This is a genomic window from Arthrobacter sp. NPDC058288 (assembly GCF_042880995.1).
In the GTDB taxonomy this organism is placed as follows: domain Bacteria; phylum Actinomycetota; class Actinomycetes; order Actinomycetales; family Micrococcaceae; genus Arthrobacter.
Genome location: NZ_JBHVYH010000007.1, coordinates 14,217 through 33,966, shown reverse-complemented (window position 1 = coordinate 33,966; position 19,750 = coordinate 14,217). Strand labels below are relative to the sequence as shown.

Here is a 19,750-nt window from a genome sequence, read left to right as displayed (position 1 = left end):
GCCACCTTCTAAAGTTTTGGAAGTCAGTGAGAAAGCTCTCACCGAAATTATGTAACCATTCTACGCTGAACGTCAACTATTTGTTACAAGTAGCAATCGGCCGTCACCGGACGGACCTGCCTGCCGATGACTTCCTCGACGAACGACTGCGCCCGCGGGCCCAGCTGCTCGTGCACCCGGCTGAAAAGACTGAATGCCGCAGGGCCGGGCCAGTCCCTGGGCTGCAGCTCGCGCGGCAGTTCCGGGTCGCGAAAGGGGAAGCGGCGAAAATCGTCAATGATCCTGGTGCGTTCCACCAGGGCCCGTTTGCCATCTTTGGCGCTGTTGCCCTGTACGTCGTCCAGATGCGTATAGGAGGACAGGAAATCCAGATAGTCGCGACGCAGGGACTCCAGATCCCAGCACCGGGCCGCCAGTTTGCGTGCCGCTGCCGCGTCATGGGAGCCGCACCAGAGGACATTCACGCGGGCGCTTCCGTGCCGGGACGCGATCTCTTTTGCCTCTTTGGCGAGATCGTGAGGGGCCAGCCAGGTAGAGGGGGAGAGTTGACCAAACCCTGTCCACGCCAACTGCTTGCGGAGCTGTTCCCGAACGGCGCGGTCGGATTCCGGCACCTGATAGATGACCATGGTCCAGCGGCCGCTCCAGGGCTCCTCCTTGCGGCGGAAGATCCGCGGGCGGCCGTTGACGAGGATGTCGAGCATCTGGTCACTCAGGGTGTAAACCGTCTCCCGGCCATCCCTGCGCGTAGTCAACCACCCCTCCTGCCTGAGGCGGGACATGCTCACCCTGACGGTGCCGGGTTCCAAGCCGAAAGCCGTCATGAGCTCGGTCAGTTCGCCGAGCTTGGCCTCACCGCCGGCGTAGCGAAGGTAGTCGCCAAAGAGGTTCAGGACCAGCGACCGGGGTGTCTCCACCATGGGGACTCCTGGAATCGAAATTGATGTAACGTCCAGAGTAACGGCCTGCGTCATAATGTTACATATTTAGGGGTGGGCGCGTCCTGAAAATGATTGGCGGGCTGCTTATGCCACGACCTCTTGACCCTCCCCGACGGGCTGGCCGATGATGCCGGAGACGAATTCCGTGGCTCCCGGACCGAGCTGGCGGTGTACCGCGCCAAACAAGCCGTATGCCTCACTGCTCGGCCATCCCTCGGGCTGCAGTTCCCTGGGCAGGTAGGGGTCCCGGAATGGAAAGCGGCGGAAGTCGCCGATGATTTGCATCCGTTCGATAAGCGCCGTGCGGCCGTCCTTGCCCGCATTCGCCACCTCGTCCTTAAGGGCGGAGTAGGTGCGAATGAACTCCTGATAGTCCTCGCCGAGCTGCTTTAGGTCCCAGCATCGCGCGGCCAGGTCTCTGTCCTCCTCGAGGTCGCCGGTCCCGCACCAGAGCGCATCAACCTTTGCCAGCGGAAACTCGGCGGCGATCTCGCGGACCTCCGACATGAGATCGTGCGGACTGAGCCAAGTCGACGGCGACAGTTGGCCGAACCCATGCCACGCGAGTTGCTTTCGGAGCTGCTCGCGGACGGCACGCTCAGATTCCGGTACCTGGTAAATGGCCATGGTCCAGCGGCCCTCCCAGCTCTCGTCCCGACGCCGGAAGATTCGTTCCCGGCCTTCGTCGAGGATCTCCAGCATGTGGGGAGTGAGGGTGTAAACCGTTTCCCGCCCCACGCGACGGGTGGTGAACCAGCCCTCCTTGCGAAGCCGCGAGAGGTTGACCCGGACCGTAGCAGGCTCGATGTTGAAGACGGACAGGAGTTCCGTGATGTCGGCGAGCCTGACCTCACTCCCGGCGTATCGGAGGTAGTCCCCGAATAGATCCAGGATCAGGGCTCTGGGTTTCCACTGCATAAGGCTCCTCCACTTCTTGTTTTCGAGTCCGAATGAATCCGTCAATCACAAACATGCAACAGACCTGTTGACGAACAACATATTTATGTTACATTCGATTGTGGGTCAGATCACAGACGATAGACCCCCTCATCTCTGGCACAGCCACAAAGTCGTGTATATCACCTGGAGTCCCCAATGGCTTTTCAATCGCCTGCCTCATCTCCGGTTCGCCCTCGTAAATCGGCAGCCGCTGTTATCTTTCTCTGTTTTCTGGCCATCGTCTTCGACGGATACGACCTGGTCGTCTACGGAGCCATCGTCCCCAAGCTCCTGGCCTACGAACCATGGGGCCTGACTCCGGTGCAGACCGGCGCAATCGGCAGCTATGCGCTGGCCGGAATGTTTATTGGCGCCATCCTCATTGGCTACCTTACGGACATTGTCGGGCGTCGGAAGATCATGATGATTTCCATCGCATCCTTCTCGGTACTGATGCTTCTGACCGCCTGGGCGCCGACTCCGGAACTCTTCGGCCTGTTCCGTTTTCTCGCGGGCCTTGGACTGGGCGGTGTGATCCCGACGGCGATAGCACTGACAGTCGAGTTCTCGAAGACGAACCGGCGCAACTTCAATAACGCCCTGATGTTCTCCGGCTACGCTGTCGGCGGCGTCCTTGCCGCGCTACTCTCGCTCGCTTTCCTGCCCGCTCTCGGATTCCAGGGAATGCTGGCGCTCGGCGGCGTTCCACTCGTCGCCGTCGTCCCTTTGCTGTCCAAGTTCCTCCCCGAATCCCCGGCGTTTCTCGCCGTCAAGGGCGACCGGGCCCGGGCGGAACGCATTGTCGCCGATTATGGGCTTGAACCGCTGCCTGCAGCACGGGTTCAGGGCGACGCACCGGTTGCCGGCCGTTTCCGCACCCTGCTGACCGGACGCCTGCTGGGAGCGATGATCCTCTTCTGCTTGGCCGGGGTCTGCGGGCAGACCCTCGTGTACGGGCTTAATACCTGGCTGCCGCAGCTCATGGTCATCGCCAAATATTCGCTGGCCTCCTCGCTGACATTCCTCCTCACGGTCAACGTCGGCGCCGTCGTCGGCGTGCTGGTATCTTCCCGACTCGCTGACCGCTTCGGTCCGCGGCCGGTCACTGCAACGGCTTTTGCCAGTTCCGGCATAGCGCTGGTTCTCATGGGAACAGGCGTTATGCCGCTTCCGGTCATGTACCTGCTCGTCGCAGTTGTTGGCTTCGGGTCCGTGGGAGCCCAGATCCTGGTCAACGGGTTCGTCGCCACCTACTTCTCAGGCGCAACGCGGGCCACAGCCCTTGGCATCACGCTCGGCATCGGACGGATCGGCGCAGTCCTGGCGATCTCAGGCGGAGGCGTTCTCGTTGCCGCCTCGTTGGGCAACTTCATCAACTTCTCCGTCTGGGCCATAGCAGCTGCAATCGGCGTAGTTGCGGTCCTGACCGTGCCTCGCCCCTCCAACGCGGCCGCCGACGGCGAAGCTGCAGCTACTCCCGAACAGCATTCGTCCAGCACCACCGTCCACCACTAAGAACCACAGAGCCGGGCCATCGCGCCGGCGGCGCAGGCCACCAACTAAGGAGTCCACTTGCAGACGCAACTTATCATTGACAACCAGCCCAGAAGCGGCCGTGAAGGCAAGACCTTCGAACGACGAAACCCCCTGACGGGCGCAGTTGTGACCGAAGGTGCGGCAGCCGGAGTGGATGACGCTCTGGATGCGGTTGAATCGGCATCAAAGGCATTCAGCACCTGGTCAACGTCCGGCCCCACCGAACGCCGGGCCGTGCTGCTGAAGGCCGCGGACATCATGGAGCGGCGCGGCCCGGAGTTTATCGAGACGATGATGTCAGAAGTCGGGGCGGCGCAGCTCTGGGCCGGGTTCAACGTCTTCCTCACTGCACAACTGTTCCGTGAAGCAGCCGGGCTCGCCACCCAGATTCAGGGTGAGACCCTCCCGACGGACAAACCGGGAACGCTCTCGATGACTGTCCGGCAACCCGCCGGAGTGGTTCTCAGCATGGCCCCTTGGAACGGGGCCGGCGTGCTTGCCGCCCGGGCGATCGCTTACCCGATCGTTTGTGGCAACACGGTAGTCTTCCGCGCCTCGGAAACAAGCCCGAAGACCCATGCGATCATCGCAGAGGTCCTGCACGAGGCCGGACTCCCGGCCGGTGTCCTCAACTTCCTCACAAGTACTGCTGAGGACTCGGAGCGGGTGGTGGAATCCATCATTGCGCACCCGGCGGTGCGCCGGGTCAACTTCACCGGATCAACCGCGGTAGGGCGCATTATTGCCGAGAAGGCCGCCCGCCATCTTAAGCCCGCCCTGCTCGAGCTCGGCGGCAAGGCTCCGTTCGTCGTCCTCGACGACGCTGACATTGACGGCGCTGTGAACGCGGCAGTCTTCGGTTCCTTCCTTTACCAGGGGCAGATTTGTATGTCGACGGAACGTTTCGTCGTTGACGAAAGTGTGGCCGACGAGTTTGTTTCCAAGTTCGCGGCACGGGCGGCGCAACTCGGCAGCGGAGACCCGATGGTCGACGATGCCTGCATCGTCGGTCCGATGATCCGTGAAGAGTCAGGCGCCCGGATCAACGGACTCATCGACGATGCCCTGGCCAAGGGAGCGGAGCTGGTAGTCGGCGACCGTGCCGACGGCGCTTCGATGCCGGCCACCATCATCGATAAAGTGCGGCCTGAGATGTCCATCTACGATGAGGAAACGTTCGGACCCATCACCACGGTTGTCCGCGTTTCCGGTGTCGAAGAGGCTGTCCAAGTAGCCAACGATACGGAGTACGGTCTCGCCGCTGCCGTTTTCGGAGCGGACAGCACCCGCGCACTGCAGGTTGCCATGCGCATTCAAGCCGGACACGTGCATGTCAACGGGGCGACCGTGCAGAACGAGGCGCAGGCTCCATACGGCGGCATGAAGAACAGCGGCTACGGCCGGTTCGACGGCAGGGCGGTCATCAACGAATTCACTGAGTTGAAGTGGATCACCGTCGAGCAGTCCGACCAGCAGTACCCGTTCTAGAGCAAAACCCCCACGCAGCCGTAAAGGATGAAATGACCATGCAAGTAACCGCAGCAGTGGCCCGGGAGCCACGGAAACCCCTCACGATTGAAGAGCTTGAGCTGGACGATCTCCGTCCCAACGAGGTACTCGTAAAAATGGTGGCTTCCGGTGTGTGCCACACGGACGCCATCGTCCGTGACCAGGTCTATCCCACGCCGCTGCCGGCCGTCCTTGGACACGAGGGAGCCGGAGTCGTGGAGCGAATCGGGAGTTCGGTGACCACTGTGCAGCCGGGTGACCACGTTCTGCTCGCTGCCGCCTACTGCGGTAAGTGCGACCGTTGCCGGTCCGGCGAAATGGCGTACTGCGAGAACCTCTTCGCCGCTGACTTCGGGGGCCGGAGGCCCGACGGGACCACGGCATTGAGCAAGGACGGGGAAGTGATCTCCTCCCATTTCTTCGGACAATCGTCGTTCGCCACGTACGCGAACGTCGTCGAAGAAAGCGTCGTCCGGGTCGACTCGGACGTTCCGCTTGAGATAGTTGCCCCGCTCGGGTGCGGTATCCAGACCGGCGCCGGCGCCGTTCTCAACGAACTCAAGCCCGGCCTGAACAGCACGCTTGTGGTCATCGGCACCGGCGCTGTCGGATCCGGTGCGATCATGGCCGGCGGGATCGCTGGGTGCGCGCGGATCATCGCCGTTGACATCCACGCCTCCAGGCTCGACCTCGCGAAAGAACTTGGAGCGACGGACGTGATCAACACCAAGGAAACCGACCTGACGGATGAGATCCTGCGCTTGACGGACGGCCGCGGCGCTGACTACGTGGTGGATACAACGGCCCGTCCGGAGCTGCTCCGCAAGGCAGCCGACGCCCTGGCCCTCCGGGGCACGCTGGCGCTGGTGGGCGCTGCTGCGCCCGGAACCGAGGTTTCCTTCGAGATCGGGCTGTCACTGGTCAAGGGATGGACGTTCAAGACGGTGATTCAGGGAAGCTCGGTACCGCAGGTGTTCATTCCCAAGCTCATCCAGTTGTGGAAGGACGGCCGGTTCCCCATGGACAAGCTGATGCGTAACTACAGCCTGAATGAGATCAACCAGGGGTTCGAAGATTCCGCCAAAGGAACAGTGATCAAGCCTGTCGTTGTGTACTAGGCGGCGGCTGCTTTTGAGGCAGGCGCCCTGACATTCTTCAGTTCATACGAAAGCGGACGACGCGGGAGAGTTCCCGGCGTCGTCCGCTTTTTGAGTTGGATGCTACTTGGTGACCTGAAGCCCGGTGTCCCAGTTGAAATCGGCGAATTCGGGGTTGGCCTGCATGGTCATCAGGACGAACTGGAATCCTTCGAGTTCGCGGGAGCGCTTCAGCGGACCGACTACCAGAGGGCGCATGCCGCCAGCGCTGACGAAGCTGCTCACGGCTGCGTTGGCCTCGGCACTGTCCCCGGCGATGAAGACGTCCAGCGGCTGTCCACCTGACTCGCCTGCCACCAAGGTGCCGGCGAAGGTCGTGTTGAATGCCTTGACGACGTTGGCGCCTGCGGGAACAAGCTGCGCGATTTCCTCGGCGGCGGAGTTGCCGGGCTCGACGACCAGGGAATCGAAGGTCTCGAAGTTCACCGGGTTGGTGATGTCCACGATGGTTTTGCCCGCCAAGGCGTCGCCGTAGGCGCTGACCACGGACTTTGCGGCGTCGAACGGGACCGCCAGGACCACGATGCCGCCCTTCGGGGTGTCGGCGGTGGTGCCGGCGGTGACGCCGGATCCAAGCGCGCCGGCCAGTTCGTTGGCCTTGGTTTCTTCTTGCCCAAGAATTTCGACGGTCAGGCCTGCAGCGAGGGCACGGGTTGCGATGCCACGGGCCATGTTGCCGTTGCCGATGATGGTGAGGTTCGTCATTGGAGTCTTCTTTCCGAAAATACGGGCCAGGAGGTTGTTCATTGGATTCTGCTCTCTCAAGGTGTGATGCTTGAAGCTACAACTAAATATAGATCAATAAAGTTGAAGCGTCAAGTAAATGCATTGAGTGATGAGATTGCCTGGGCTCACGCCCGGCTCCGAGGCTGGCGTTTAGGACGGCTGCGAGGCCACGCCGGGTGCGTCGCGGGCGAGTAGTTCGCTGGTTCGGATAATGGACGCGCGCCTGCGTCCGTCGTCCGGCGTTCCGGTTATCACGAGCGGGACGTTCGGACTCGATACCCAGGCGTGGCAGAGTGTGACGATTGTTAGCAGAAGGTCTTCCGCCGCCGCCTCGCTCAATGCCGGAAGGGCGCCCCGGATCTCGCTGACTTTGTTCGCCGCGCGCAGGGCGCGGGTCTCCGCCCCTACCGGATGCCCCTGCTCAAGCCCCTCCCAAAAGGTGAGGCGCGCGAGACTGGGGCGGTTCCTGGAAAGATCAAAGTACCGTCCCGCGAAGTCGGCGATCGCAACGGGGCCCGAGCCGACGATCGGAAGGTCGTCCAGGGCGGTGACGAGTTCGCGGGTGAGTGCCGCTTCGAAGAGTTCGGCCTTGCCGCCGAAGTAGAAGTAGATCCGTTCCCGGTTGCACCCTGAGATCCGCGAAATCTGGTGGATGCGCGCACCGGAGAAGCCCCGGTCGGAGAACTCGGTGATAGCGGCGTCGAGGAGTTTTTCCCGTGTCGCGTCAGTGTCCCAGGCCATGGACCCCATCATATCTCCAACCGTTCGTTTGCTTTTGCGATTCAAGGCGCAGTAGCATCAAATCCAACCAGACGTTTGGAGATTGAGTGGAACATGAGGGCAAAGCGTTAGCAGCCGATGAGACGGATGCGCATCATCACCGAACTGCCGGTATGGCATCCGTCCACGTAAGGGCTGTCATTACCTGGGTGGCGATCTTTCCGCTGGCCGCAATAGGAATGAGTGTCTTGGCCGCATTGGCGCCGGGGTGGCCTCCGGTTTTGCGCGCTTTCACGCTCACTCTTGTGGTCGTTCCTATCGCCGTCTACTTCGCTGTTCCCCGCCTTCTCCTGATTCAGACGAAGCTGGGCCACGCTGCGACGCGCACACGCGTGGGTCGCACTGCGAAACGCAATACGCGGGTTCGCAAGCCACGCCGGGGTGCACGATCATCCCGGTCACGATGATGAGGAGTTTGCCATGCAGGTAACTGCTGCTGTCGCGCGGGAGCACGATGCACCGTTCACGATCGAACAGCTTGAGCTGGACGCCCTGAGGCCCAATGAAGTGAGGGTCCGCATGGTTGCAACCGGGATCTGTCACACGGACGTGCTCGTCCGCGATGGCGTTTATCCCACACCGCTGCCGGCCGTCCTGGGGCATGAGGGGGCCGGCGTTGTCGAAGCGGTCGGCGACTCGGTTGTCTCCGTGGTGCCTGGTGATCATGTTGTCCTCGCCGCCGCGTACTGCGGTCACTGCAAGCGTTGCCGGAACGGCCAGATGGCGTACTGCGAGAACCTGATGGCGGCAGACTTTGGCGGGCGACGTCTGGACGGCACAACCTCCCTGAGTAAGAACGATGAGGCCATCTCGTCGCACTTCTTCGGCCAGTCATCCTTCGCGACCTACGCCAACGTCGTCGAGGAGTCGGTCGTCCGTGTCGACAAGGACGTCCCGCTCGAGCACCTGGGCCCGCTGGGCTGTGGCATCAACACGGGGGCGGGAACTGTCCTCAATGAACTTAGGCCGGAGATCGGGTCCTCATTGGTTGTTTTTGGCACGGGCGCCGTCGGCTGCGCCGCAGTCATGGCTGCGCGTATCGCGGACTGTGCCACTGTCATTGCGATTGACATCCACGACTCCCGGTTGGAACTCGCCCGAGAGCTCGGCGCTACACACGTCATCAATTCGAAGACCGAGGATGTCGCCGGACGGCTTCGTGAAATCACGGCTGACGAAGGCGTGGACTACGTGGTGGACACCACCGGCCTGCCCTCGCTCCTTCGCCAGGCGGCCGATGCCCTGGGAGTGCGCGGCACCCTCGCCCTCGTTGGCGCGGCTAAGCCTGGCACGGAGGTCAGCTTCGAGATCGGCGCGTCCCTGGTGAAGGGCTGGACTTTCAAGACCGTGGTCCAGGGCAGTTCGGTGCCGCAGGTCTTCATTCCCCGGCTGATCCAGCTCTGGAAAGACGGCAGGTTCCCTTTCGAAAAACTCGTCAGTGATTATGCCCTCGATGACATCAACCAAGGCTTTGAAGATTCCAGGAGCGGAAAGACCATCAAGCCGGTCATCGTCTTCTGATGCGGTTCCCAAGCCGCCGGGTTCGCTTATCCGGCGGCCTGGCGGGCTTTCAACCCGAGGCTATCGGGCCATGCCCGGTGCGTGGAATTGACCCCAGCGGTGGTGTACGGTTTCGAGCAGCATTTTGAAATCGGCCGCCATGTCTCCGTAGTCGGGTTCGGAGAGCCACTGCACCTGCAGCCCATCCATTGCGGCGATGAGACTGCGGGCGATGGATTCTGCCGGAGCGTCCGGGCTAAGCGCACCGTCTTCGATGGCCTCCGCCAGCGCCGTAAGGATGCGCTCAACGGACGCCCGGTGGTGGTGGCGCAACCAGGAGTTAGCGGGATGCTCCGGGTCAACGGCTTCCGCGGCGACGGTAGTGAAGAGCCGGACAATTCCTTTCTGGTCCTGGTTGTGGCGAACTAGTTCCACCAAAGATTCCAGGTAGGCCCAGCCCCTCGCCCGCTTAGGGCCGGCAATCCGTGCTTGGTCTACCTCATCACGGCGATCCATGGTGGCCTGCAGAAGCAGGTCCTTCGAGGGAAAATAGTGCACAAGGCCGGTCAGGCTCATTCCGCACGCGCGGGCGATAGCACTCATGGAAACGCCCCGGAAGCCCTCTATGGAGAACAATTCGGTGGCTGCGGCCAATATCTCCTCCCGCCGGTTGGCGCTGTCGGCGCCTTTCGGCCGGCCGCTACTGCGGCGCGGGGACGATGAAGCAGTGGCGGTGGGCATGGTGTCTCCTGGTCGGCGGCCGGACGTGGGGGGCTTTGGCCCCGAATGGCCGTCGTTCGCTGTCGGAATTATCAGGTCAACGATACCCGGGCTCTGATGTCGCCGAGTCCTCGCGCGAGGATGAGTTGTGCCCCTGCGGCCAGGCTTTCCCAGGCGTCTGTTGCCTCGTTCCACCGGCGTCGCAGTCGTTCCTCGCAGGGTACTCGCACGGTGACGGTCGTCCCCGCCGGGACGTCGACCCCTGCGTAGCCTACTAGCCTGACCGGCTGGTCCTCCTCGGCCGGGTCAAGATAAACCTGCACGGTTTCGCGGGAGTCTCGTTCGGAGGTGTTTGTCACGTCCACCGACACGAGCAGTTCCGCCTCGTTATTCGAAACGATTTGCACCGAGCTGTAGGCCCAACTGCCATAGCCCAGGCCGTGCCCAAACCAGAACAGGGGTGCGGGTGCGTTTCCAGCATAGTATCCGCGGTAGCCGACCGAAGTGCCCTCGGCATACGTGAGCCGGAGGTCTTCGTCCGGCTCCACTTCCCAGGCCGGAGCGGCACCATCGGTCGCGGGGTAGCTGCAGACCAGGCGCCCGGTAGGCTCAAGTTCGCCGGTCAGGACCGCTGCCACCGCGTTGCCGCCTTCCTGCCCGGGCAGTCCTGCAATGATCACGCCGTCTACGGCGTCCAACCATGGCATCAGAACAGGTGTCGCGGCATTTACCACTACGACTGTTCGCTTCGCTGCTGCCGCGACACGGTACACAAGCTCGTCCTGGCGGCCCGGAAGGGCCAAGGTCTCCTTGTCTGCTGCCTCTGTTTCCTGCTCGTCCGTTAGGCCGACGACGACCACCGCCGTGTCCGCCGTCCTGGCCGCCTCTTCCGCGGCGCGAAGCAGATCGCCGTCGGGCAGTGGAGCCGGAGCTGCCACGAATGCCAGCTGCCCGACAGCTCCTACGCTCAGGAGATGGCTCTCCTCACTTAGGCCCAGGGATGCGTCCTGCAGGAGGCTTTCGCGGTGGTTGGCAGTGCTGAGGCTTACGGTGGCGGTCACGGTGCTCCCGGCGGGTAGGTCTACCACTTCCGCGAAGGCCGGCGGGCGGAGCATTCCCTCGCCCGGATCCTTGCCGGCAAGTGCCAGTTCTGCGTCCAGGGCCACACCGTCGGAGGCAACCGTCCACTTGCCGGCACCGATGCCGCCCAGCATCACCGGGCCTGACTCGTTGGACAACGTGGCGGTCAGCACTGCAGTCGCAGGCAATTGGGAGAGGCCGTCGTCCCATCCGACTGTGATGGTTGAGGCGTTCTCGTGCCGGCGGGAAAGCTCTGTTCCGTCGGCGGCAAGTAGCCGTACCTGCATACCCTGAGTGCCAGTCAACGGATCGGTGAGGTATGCCGGGTCGGCAGGCACGGGGCGAGTGCGTACTCCAACCCCGTCGGAAATCACCATGCCGTTGCCCAGCCGGGCGGTCAGTCCTTCCGCGACAGTGGACTGGTACGGAGGAGTGACCTGGGCCGAGCCCCCGCCCATGTTCACAGTGGCAAGGGCGTGCCGACCGATGAGCGCCACGGATCCGGTGGAGGAGAGCGGCAAGACACCGGAGTTGGCCACCACAGTCATGCCGCGGGCGGCAATACGGAGCAGTTGTTCCTTGCGTTCAAGGGAATCCACTGCCGGCAGTCCCTCTTGCCATGTCTTCGGTGGTGCGCCCACGGAAGCGAGCGCACCCGTCCTGTCCGCCAGGCGCAGCAGCCGGCTGACGTGGCCGTCAACGGTAGCTTCATCGACATCTCCGGCCTGCACGGACGCAACCAGCCGCTCACCCCATGGCCCATCCGGGCCCGGCATGACCAGGTCCAGGCCTCCGTTGGCTGATGCGGCAGTGCGCTTTGTGGCGAACCAGTCGCTCATGATCAGGCCGTCCCAGCCCCACTCATCTTTGACGATCCTGTTTTGAATCTGGTCATGCTCAGTAGCTGGGATTCCGTTGACGTCGTTATAGGCGGACATCATGGACCAGGCGTTGGCGTCCTGAACAACCATCTCGAACGGCAGCAGGTAGATCTCCCGGAGTGCGGTCTCAGAAACCCTGGAATCTACGAAATTGCGTAATGTCTCCGATTCGTTGGCGACCAGGTGCTTCAGGCAAGCGCCGGTTCCTTTGTCCTGCAGGCCCCTGACGTAGCCAACCGCAGTGCGTCCGGTCAGGTAAGGGTCTTCGGAATAAGCCTCAAACAGGCGCCCGCCCAGGGGTGACCGGTGGAGGTTGATGGTTGGCCCAAGGACAACGTGGATGTGCTGTCGCTGCGCTTCTTCCGCGAGCATGGTCCCCACCTGTTCGGAAATAGCATCGTCCCACGAGGCAGCAACGAGGGTCGCGTTCGGAAACAGCGCGACTGCATCGCCTCCGGCGAACTTCAGGCCACGGACTCCTGTTGGCCCGTCGGAGAACGCTAGGGGAGCAAGACCGATTCTGGCGTTTCCGTGGAGCGTGAAAGCCGTCTCGCCGGTGAGTAGATGAACCTTTTCCTCGAGCGAGAGCCGGGCGACCAGATGTGAATAGTCGGGGACGGCGGCACCTGCAACGGCAGCCTGCGGGGGACAGGGCACGCTATTTCACTTTCCTGATGGGGAGGATGATCAAGGCTCCGGCCAGGGCGGCCGCAGCGGCTGCACCGAGCAGCAGGCTGTAGTTTGGGGCGCCGGCGGCAGCGCCGACGGTCAGCAGCCAGGCCCCCGCGAACGGTGCCAGGGACTGAGGTGCTGCATTCGCCATGTTAAACACGCCCAGGTCCTTGGCTGTGCTGTCGGCGTTGGGGAGGACCTCCAGGACGAGCGCCATGTCCACGCTGGCGTAGATACCGAAGGCCATCCCGAGCAGTGCCTCCACCAAGTAAAACTGACCGACCGACTCGACGTGCACGAGCATGTACGTGCCGACCGCGAACAGAGCGGTGGCCACTGCCACCGGCAGTTTGCGGCGGCCGGCCCGGTCGGAGAGCCAGCCAGCGACATAGCTGGCTGGCACCAGCACCACCGTGTACATCAGTACGCCAATAAACACTACGCCGGCGGCCTCCGCAGCCCCGATGTGAAGACGGTCCACGACGAACGGCAGCCTGAAAGAAGTGAACATAAAGCTGGACAGGAAAATGAGGAACCGCGACCACCACGCGAAGCCGTAGTCGGGATGTTTGATCGGGTTGACCCAGAAAGACCTAATCAGTTCGGCTGCGGTGAGGCGCGGGGGACGCTCCGTCAGCACGGGGTCCCGCAGGACCAGGGCGTAGACCACCATTCCCAGAACGCCCACTGCTGCGGGGGCCATGAAGAGCAGGAACATGTTGGTCGCGAACAGGGACGCAAACCAGGTGGCCGCGAGAATACCGACGTTCTGCATAACGCCGACGGTAGCGGACACGCTTGCGTACTGCTTTTCGGGCAACTGATCTGCCAGCGTGGCGACAAACGGGCTGATGGCCGCGTTGGCGCCTAGTTGAGCGGCGAACCAGCTGATCATTAGCATCTCGGCGCTGTTGGCCTGGCTGATCGCGAACAGCGCTGCCGCCATGACGAGGGATCCGCCAATGAGCCATGGACGCCGGCGCCCGAAACGGGACGTGGTGCGGTCCGAGAGGCGGCCGAAAACTGCGTTGCCGATCACGGCAGCAAGAGCACCAATGCCCAGAACCGATCCGACGATGCTGGTGCGTGCCGTCGGGTCCTCGGTGAGCGTTGAGACTTTGAGCGCCATGGACACCATGACCGGTCCCAGCAGCGCGATAAACAAGGTTAGCTGGGCAAATCCCAGGGCCGCGATGAATAACGGCCCCTTGGCCTCCGTGGGCTTTTCTCCGCAGGAGGGATCGGTGGGGCGCTGGCCCCGTAAACGCGGGGCAAGGACGTTGTGGTTTCCAATGGACATCAGTGTCTCCGAGGGTGGGTGTGGTGCCGAGCGGCGAAGTGAGGGACCTATTAGATTATTAGCTAATAGTGAGTATTCATTATTATTGAGAGTGTGCTGCGCCACAAACCTCAACGAAATGTGAGGTAACAATGGCGCAAGTGCGTCGGCAAACTTTGAGGGAAGTGTTCTCGAAGCACCGGTCTGCCCTGGGCCACCCAGGCTTCGGGCAAACCGGAGACGGCGGGTCGTGCTCTTGCGCGACGACTCTCTGATGAACGTGGTTCGTGTCCTGCACGCGGAGACGTTCGGCAGCCGGACCCTGGGTCCAGCTACTTAACCCGCAGGCCTACGGTGACCCTGGTAACGTGATTGATCTTTTCCGGGCACGTTGAGATCAATATTCACTTGGAAAGCCCGAGGTCGGTGATCCAACGCGCAAGGGCCGTGACGTCGTTTTGGCCAATGCTGTGTCCACCGGCCGAGCGGAGCGACGTTGTCTGTGCGCCTGACTCCACCGTGAGGTAGCTCCACGTGGACGCCAGTAGCTCGCCGGGTATGACTGCGTCGGCGTCACCATGGGCGACGAACATCGGAACGTCCCGGAGCCGGCCTGGCGTGGTCGGCACTCCGGCTTCGAAGGGCAAGGTTCCGCGAAGAATAGCCGCGCCGGCGAAACGTTCCGGATCGTCGAGGATCAGGCCTCCGGCGAAGGCGGCACCTCCGCTGAACCCTACGATGATCACTGGTCGCGGGGCGGGCGCGACAGTTTCCAGCCAGACCCGGAACCATGCCATGGTCTCGGCTAATGACTCTGCTATCGGGCGGCCGATGCCGCGGTTGGCGAACCAGGCGAATCCTGGACCTTCTGCGATAGGGGCCCGCACCGCTGCATAGCTCGGACCGGGTGGGAGGTGATCGGCCAACGCGAGAATGTCTGTTTCGCGCGATCCTCGGCCATGCAGCAGAACCACAAGGGGCTTTTCTGGACTATCCGGGGATTGCCATGCGACTGCCGGATCAGGCATTTGGCTCATACGGCTACTCCGGTAACTTCGTCAGTGGTCACGAACTCGGCGATGTTGGTCAATGCGTAGGTCAACGCGGCCCCGTGCCAGTCCGCGTTGATGCTCGACGCCGCGTCCGTGACGAGGACTGCACGGTAACCGTGGTCCGCAGCGTCACGAAGGGTGTGTTCCACTGCCATGTTGGTCCAGACCCCTGCCACCACCACGGTGGTGACACCTGAATTTCTTAGCAGCATGTCCAGGCCCGTGCCATTGAAGCTGCTCATCCGATTGCGGATCAGGACCGGCTCGTCCGATCGTGCCTCCAAGCCTTCCAGTGCATCTGCCCCCCACGTGCCGAGCTTGAGGGATTCCGGGCCGATCATCCGGAAGATGGGAGCGTTGCTGCCGCCGAATTCACCGCCGGGATAGAAGACGATGCGGTTGTGGATGACCGGCATGGATTGGTTGCGGGCCCACTCGAGCAGTTGCCGAACGTGGGGGACCAGGTCTTGCTCAGCTGCATGGTCGGCGGCGCCGAACGAGGCGAAGGCTCCGTCGGGATGGACGTTATCGTTCTGAAGGTCGACCAGTAGCAGGGCGGCTTTGCTGAGGTCGAGGGGCGTGTTGTCCATGGTGTCTCCTGTAGGCGCGTCTTATTCGGCTAGATTACTTTAATCTACAACTGTCGGTTCGAGGTATTCTATTCCCGTCACTTTCGCTCGCAGCCTTCCCTCCCATGTCACGCCGAGAGCCTGGACCTGCATTGCAGGTCCAGGCTCTCGCATTCTGTCGTCAACGATGGGGGATTATTGCGGTGGATTAGTTTGCGGGGTCGACCAGAAGTTTCATCTTCTGGCCGGCACGGAGCTGTTCGAATCCCCGGTCGATGACGCCGGTGAGAGGGACGTCCTCCACCCACCCGGTGGTTTTGTAGTGGCCCTTCGCCATCAGGTCGATGACTGCCGAGTAGTCCGCTCCGGTGTAGCAGATGGTCCCTTGGACGCGTCGCTCCCGCAGAACAAGGTTAATGAGGGGGGTCGGCAGGGGTTTCTCGTAGATCGCCACGCTGACAAGTGGGCGGCGTTCTCCGAGGCATTCCAGGGCTGATTGGACGGCAGGGGCAACCCCCGCGGCATCGAAGGCGGCGTCAACCCCGTCACCGTTGGTCCGGTCAGCGATGAGGGCGGTCACGTCCTGGCTGCTCGGATCCAGTGTTCGGGCACCGAGTGCCTCGATGGACCTGCGGCGGGTCTCCGACGGTTCAACGACGTCGATCTCGGTCAGGCCCATCCCGCGAAGGGCGAACCACAGGCCAATGCCGATGGGCCCTGCGCCGTAAATCAGCGCCCGACTCTGGTCGTTGACCTCACCCATGGTGGCGGCGTGATAGGCCACGGACATGGGTTCAACCAGTGCCCCCATCTCAAGCGACACGTTGTCGGGGAGTTTGTGTACCTGGTTGACAGGTACGACCGTGTATTCGGCCATGCCCCCGTCCGCCATCAATCCGTGGAATCCGATGACATTGCAGAGGTTATACGCACCCGTCCGGCATGGACGGCATTCGCCGCAACGGTAAATGGGCTCGACGGCGACGCGGTCACCGACGTGGACATCCGTGACGTTCTTGCCCACTTCTGTCACCAGACCCGAGAACTCATGGCCCAGCGTCAAGGGCATGCATCGGCCAGTGAGCGGGTGAGGGTCGGTGGGCGGAATGAAGATCGGCCCGTCGTAGTACTCGTGGAGGTCGGTGCCGCAGATCCCGTTGCGGCTGACCTTGATCTTCACCTGGCCTTCGCCCGGGGACGGCTCCGGAATGTCCTCGATCTCGAGTTTGTTTTTTCCGTAGTACACCGCTGCGCGCATGGCGCCTCCTAAATATCGTGTTCAGGTTCAGATGATCCGGATGAGTTTCTTGTTCGCGAACTCGTTGAGTCCGAATTTGCCGAGCTCGCGGCCGATTCCGGAGCTCTTGACGCCGCCGAACGGCAGGTCCGGAGCGCTCTTGATCGTGGTGTTGATCCCCACCATGCCCACCTCCAGGCGGTCGGAAACGTAGGCGGCCTGCTGCTTGTCTTCAGTGAAGACGGCGCTGCCCAGACCAAAGGGTGAATCGTTGGCCATCTCGATCGCTTCGTCCACTGAATTGACGCGGTAGAGGATGGCGACCGGCCCGAAGAGTTCTTCGCGGAAGGCGCGCATTTCCGGTGTAACGCCGGAGAGGACCGTTGCCGGGTAATAAGCTCCGCGGCCTTCCGGGACCACCCCGCCCAGATGGACTGTCGCCCCCTTTGACACGGCGTCATCGACTTGTTCGGCGAGTTCTGCGCGAGCCTGGGCGGAGGACATCGGACCGAGGCGGGTGTCTTCACTCATGGGGTCACCGATTTGCCAGTCCGCGGCTTTGGCCAGGAACTCCGCCAGGAAATTGTCCCAGTTGGAAGCATCGATGATGAGCCTTTTCGGTGACGTGCAGGCTTGGCCCGCGTTCCCGAAGCGTCCGGCCGCTGCCGCGCTGGCGGCTTTCTTGATGTCGGCGTCCGGGAGCACGAGGAACGGGTCGGAGCCACCGAGTTCCAGGACGCACTTCTTCATGTGGCGCCCGGCGAGGGCACCGACTGCGCTGCCTGCGCGCTCTGACCCGGTGAGGGACACACCCTGGAGGAGGGGACTGGCAATGATGTCGGCGATCTGGTTGGAGGTGGCGAAGATATTTTGGTAGACCCCTTCAGGGGCCCCCGCGGCGTCGATAATCTCGGCAATACGCAGAGCCTGTTGCGGGCAGTTGCTGGCATGCTTCAGCAGCACAGTGTTGCCCAACAGCAGGTTGGGTGCGACGAAGCGCGCCATCTGGTAGTACGGGAAGTTCCACGGCATGACGCCGAGGAGAGGGCCGATGGGAGCTGTGCGCACCAGCGCCCGGCCGGCGCCTGCGATGTCGAGCTCCTCGTCAGCGAGCAGCTTCTCGCCGGAGGTGGCGTAGTACTCGTAAATGGCGGCGGACAGTTCCACTTCGGCCTTAGCCTGGGTGATCGGCTTGCCCATCTCCAGCGTCATCAGCTTGGCAAGGTCGATGGCGTGCTGCCGGTGAAGGTCTGCTATGCGCTGCAAGAGGGCGCAGCGTTCGGCGAGGTCCTTTGTGTGCCAAGACCGGTAGGCAGTGTGGGAGCGAGACAGGGAGGCTGTCACCTCGGCGTCGGTCATGCTGTCGTACTCCTGCACCACACTGCCGCTGGTGGGGTCGACCGTTGCATATTTCTTCATTGATAGTCTTTCATCTTTGCTGTGGCCAGCCTCGGGAAGGGTGGCATGGACTGCCGCCCTTCCCGGGGCTTCAGTTGTGGTGCTGGTCAGGCCGGTGTCAGCGCGTCGGCATCGGTCATGAAGTTCGGATACTGGTTCGAGGCCTCGTCGGCGAGGATGGAACGGTACTGCTTGATGCCACCGAGGTAGAACATGACGGTGCGCTTCTTGCCAGGAATGTTGGCCCCGAAGATCCACGAGGCGGCCTGTGGGAAGAGGGTTTGGTGGGCGATATCCGAGCAGGTCTCGGTCCAGGCGGCCTCGGTTTCGGACTTGGCTTCGATCCAGCTCGTGCCGGAGGCCGCGACGTGGCTGATGGTTTCGCTGATCCACTCGACCTGCGCCTCGATTGACGGCGGAAGGTTGGTGAAGGGCCCGTTGGGGCCCAGGATCATGAACATATTGGGGAAACCGCTCGTTGCCATGCCGAGGTAGCTGGTCGGGCCGTCGGCCCAGTGCTCCTTAAGCGTTTCTCCCGCGCGGCCTCGGATGTTGACCCGCACATAATTGCCGTCCACGGCATCGAAACCCGTTGCACAGATGAGAACGTCAAGTTCATGCAGGCTGCCGTCAGCCGTGACGATGCCCTGTTCCGTCACTTCCTCGATCGGGTTTTCCTTGACGTTAACGAGGGACACATTTGAACGGTTGAACGTTTCGTAGTAGCCCGAATCGCACAGCGGCCTGCGGGCGTAGAGATCGGTAGGCGTCAGTTTCCGGCGTGTTTCCGGGTCCTTGACGATTTCGGCGATCTTGCGGCGGATGAACTTCGCCGCCTCTTCGTTGGCGTCCGGGTCGGTGGCGATATCGGAGAACGTCTCGAACATGAAGCGGAACCCGCCGCCTTCCTCCCAGGTCTGCTGGTAAATCTTCTCGCGCTCTTCCGGGGAGACGCTGAACGTCGGAACGGCGCTCTCCTCGAAGCCCATGGCGACGGACGAGTTCCGTACCTGTTCCCAGTTGGACTCGAAGTTCTCCCGGTGGGCCTGCTGTTCCTGCGCGGTGAGTTGGCGGTTGCCTGCGGGAACGCTGTACTGCGGTGTGCGCTGGAAGGATGTCAGATGAGCGGCGATCGGGGCAGTGGCGGTGATTACCTGGTTGCCGGTGGAGCCGTTGCCGATGACGCCCACGCGCTTGCCCGCAAGGTCCAGGTCCTCGGGCCAGGCGCCGGTGTGTACGAGCCGGCCCTGGAAGGTTTCCATGCCGGGGAATTTGGGCAGGTTTGTGGCGGAGAGGAGGCCGAGGCCGGTGACGAGGAACCGGGACTGGAACGTTACGCCCCGGTCCGTCCGTACAGTCCACGTGCCAGTGTTCTCGTCGAATTCAGCTTCAGTCATACCGGTTTCAAGCTGGATGTGTTCGCGCAGGCTGTACCGGTCAACGACGCCGTTCAGGTACTTGAGAATCTGAGCCTGGGGAACGTACTTCGTATTCCACGGAGTCTGGTGGTAGAGGTCGCGATCGAACGAGTACTGGTAAACGAAGCTCTCGGAGTCAGAGAGTGCGCCTGGATACTTGTTCCAGTACCAGGTCCCGCCCACGCCTCCGGCGCGGTCAATTGCCACCGCATCAAGGCCGAGCTCGTTGCGCAGCTTGTGGAGCATGTAGATTCCACCGAAGCCTGCTCCAACGACGAGTGCGTCGAGCTGGTAGGTCTTCTCGGGGACGGCGTTGTCCATGATGTCTTTTCCTTCGACTAAGAGGGCTCTGTGAG

The 19,750-nt window shown here is 62.4% G+C and carries 16 protein-coding genes; 4 read left to right on the top strand and 12 right to left on the bottom strand.

The features are described 5' to 3' along the window. Nucleotides 1-83: 83 nt before the first annotated feature. Complete coding sequence (locus tag ACFVWT_RS17055) at nucleotides 84-920, bottom strand: PaaX family transcriptional regulator C-terminal domain-containing protein (RefSeq protein WP_390249887.1); 837 nt, start codon at nucleotides 918-920, stop codon at nucleotides 84-86. Nucleotides 921-1,025: 105 nt separating this feature from the next. Continuing rightward, nucleotides 1,026-1,859: a PaaX family transcriptional regulator C-terminal domain-containing protein gene (locus ACFVWT_RS17050; protein ID WP_390249885.1), complete on the bottom strand. Its 834-nt coding sequence runs from the start codon at nucleotides 1,857-1,859 to the stop codon at nucleotides 1,026-1,028. Between the two features lie 177 nt (nucleotides 1,860-2,036). On the opposite strand from ACFVWT_RS17050, the gene ACFVWT_RS17045 reads away from it, so the two are divergent. The 3 genes from ACFVWT_RS17045 to ACFVWT_RS17035 are packed head-to-tail and all read left to right on the top strand — an operon-like array spanning nucleotide 2,037 to nucleotide 6,043. After that, nucleotides 2,037-3,395, top strand: a complete 1,359-nt coding sequence (locus tag ACFVWT_RS17045) for an MFS transporter (protein WP_390249883.1) — start codon at nucleotides 2,037-2,039, stop codon at nucleotides 3,393-3,395. 57 nt (nucleotides 3,396-3,452) lie between these two features. Next, nucleotides 3,453-4,904, top strand: coding sequence for an aldehyde dehydrogenase (locus tag ACFVWT_RS17040; protein WP_390249881.1), 1,452 nt, complete (start codon nucleotides 3,453-3,455; stop codon nucleotides 4,902-4,904). A gap of 32 nt (nucleotides 4,905-4,936) precedes the next feature. Beyond that, nucleotides 4,937-6,043, top strand: coding sequence for an NAD(P)-dependent alcohol dehydrogenase (locus ACFVWT_RS17035; RefSeq protein WP_390249879.1), 1,107 nt, complete (start codon nucleotides 4,937-4,939; stop codon nucleotides 6,041-6,043). 102 nt (nucleotides 6,044-6,145) lie between these two features. Here ACFVWT_RS17035 and ACFVWT_RS17030 read toward each other — a convergent pair whose 3' ends face one another. Together ACFVWT_RS17030 and ACFVWT_RS17025 are read right to left on the bottom strand one after the other, a co-directional pair. Further along, nucleotides 6,146-6,787, bottom strand: a complete 642-nt coding sequence (locus ACFVWT_RS17030; RefSeq protein ID WP_055806774.1) for an NADPH-dependent F420 reductase — start codon at nucleotides 6,785-6,787, stop codon at nucleotides 6,146-6,148. Nucleotides 6,788-6,958: 171 nt separating this feature from the next. Continuing rightward, nucleotides 6,959-7,549, bottom strand: coding sequence for a TetR/AcrR family transcriptional regulator (locus tag ACFVWT_RS17025; RefSeq protein WP_390249877.1), 591 nt, complete (start codon nucleotides 7,547-7,549; stop codon nucleotides 6,959-6,961). Nucleotides 7,550-8,008: 459 nt separating this feature from the next. Between ACFVWT_RS17025 and ACFVWT_RS17020 the strand changes: the two genes are divergently transcribed. Next, the gene (locus ACFVWT_RS17020) at nucleotides 8,009-9,109 is read left to right on the top strand and encodes an NAD(P)-dependent alcohol dehydrogenase (RefSeq protein ID WP_390249875.1); all 1,101 of its coding nucleotides are present in this window, start codon (nucleotides 8,009-8,011) and stop codon (nucleotides 9,107-9,109) included. A gap of 60 nt (nucleotides 9,110-9,169) precedes the next feature. Here the strand turns inward: ACFVWT_RS17020 and ACFVWT_RS17015 are convergent, their stop codons facing one another. The 8 genes from ACFVWT_RS17015 to ACFVWT_RS16980 form a co-directional block, all read right to left on the bottom strand. Beyond that, nucleotides 9,170-9,829, bottom strand: a complete 660-nt coding sequence (locus tag ACFVWT_RS17015; protein WP_390249873.1) for a TetR/AcrR family transcriptional regulator — start codon at nucleotides 9,827-9,829, stop codon at nucleotides 9,170-9,172. 71 nt (nucleotides 9,830-9,900) lie between these two features. Continuing rightward, entirely contained in the window at nucleotides 9,901-12,426 is a 2,526-nt protein-coding gene (locus ACFVWT_RS17010) for a glycoside hydrolase family 3 C-terminal domain-containing protein (RefSeq protein ID WP_390249871.1), read from the bottom strand. A gap of 1 nt (nucleotide 12,427) precedes the next feature. Then, the gene (locus tag ACFVWT_RS17005; RefSeq protein WP_390249869.1) at nucleotides 12,428-13,741 is read right to left on the bottom strand and encodes an MFS transporter; all 1,314 of its coding nucleotides are present in this window, start codon (nucleotides 13,739-13,741) and stop codon (nucleotides 12,428-12,430) included. Between the two features lie 383 nt (nucleotides 13,742-14,124). Beyond that, nucleotides 14,125-14,748, bottom strand: a complete 624-nt coding sequence (locus ACFVWT_RS17000) for an alpha/beta hydrolase (protein WP_390250279.1) — start codon at nucleotides 14,746-14,748, stop codon at nucleotides 14,125-14,127. Between the two features lie 5 nt (nucleotides 14,749-14,753). Then, nucleotides 14,754-15,362, bottom strand: a complete 609-nt coding sequence (locus ACFVWT_RS16995) for a cysteine hydrolase (protein ID WP_390249867.1) — start codon at nucleotides 15,360-15,362, stop codon at nucleotides 14,754-14,756. 187 nt (nucleotides 15,363-15,549) lie between these two features. Further along, nucleotides 15,550-16,599, bottom strand: a complete 1,050-nt coding sequence (locus tag ACFVWT_RS16990; RefSeq protein ID WP_390249864.1) for a 2,3-butanediol dehydrogenase — start codon at nucleotides 16,597-16,599, stop codon at nucleotides 15,550-15,552. Nucleotides 16,600-16,626: 27 nt separating this feature from the next. Then, nucleotides 16,627-17,997, bottom strand: coding sequence for an NAD-dependent succinate-semialdehyde dehydrogenase (locus ACFVWT_RS16985; protein WP_055806567.1), 1,371 nt, complete (start codon nucleotides 17,995-17,997; stop codon nucleotides 16,627-16,629). Nucleotides 17,998-18,083: 86 nt separating this feature from the next. Beyond that, on the bottom strand, nucleotides 18,084-19,715 hold the full coding sequence (locus ACFVWT_RS16980; RefSeq protein WP_390249862.1) for a flavin-containing monooxygenase: 1,632 nt from the start codon (nucleotides 19,713-19,715) through the stop codon (nucleotides 18,084-18,086). Nucleotides 19,716-19,750 lie beyond the last annotated feature (35 nt).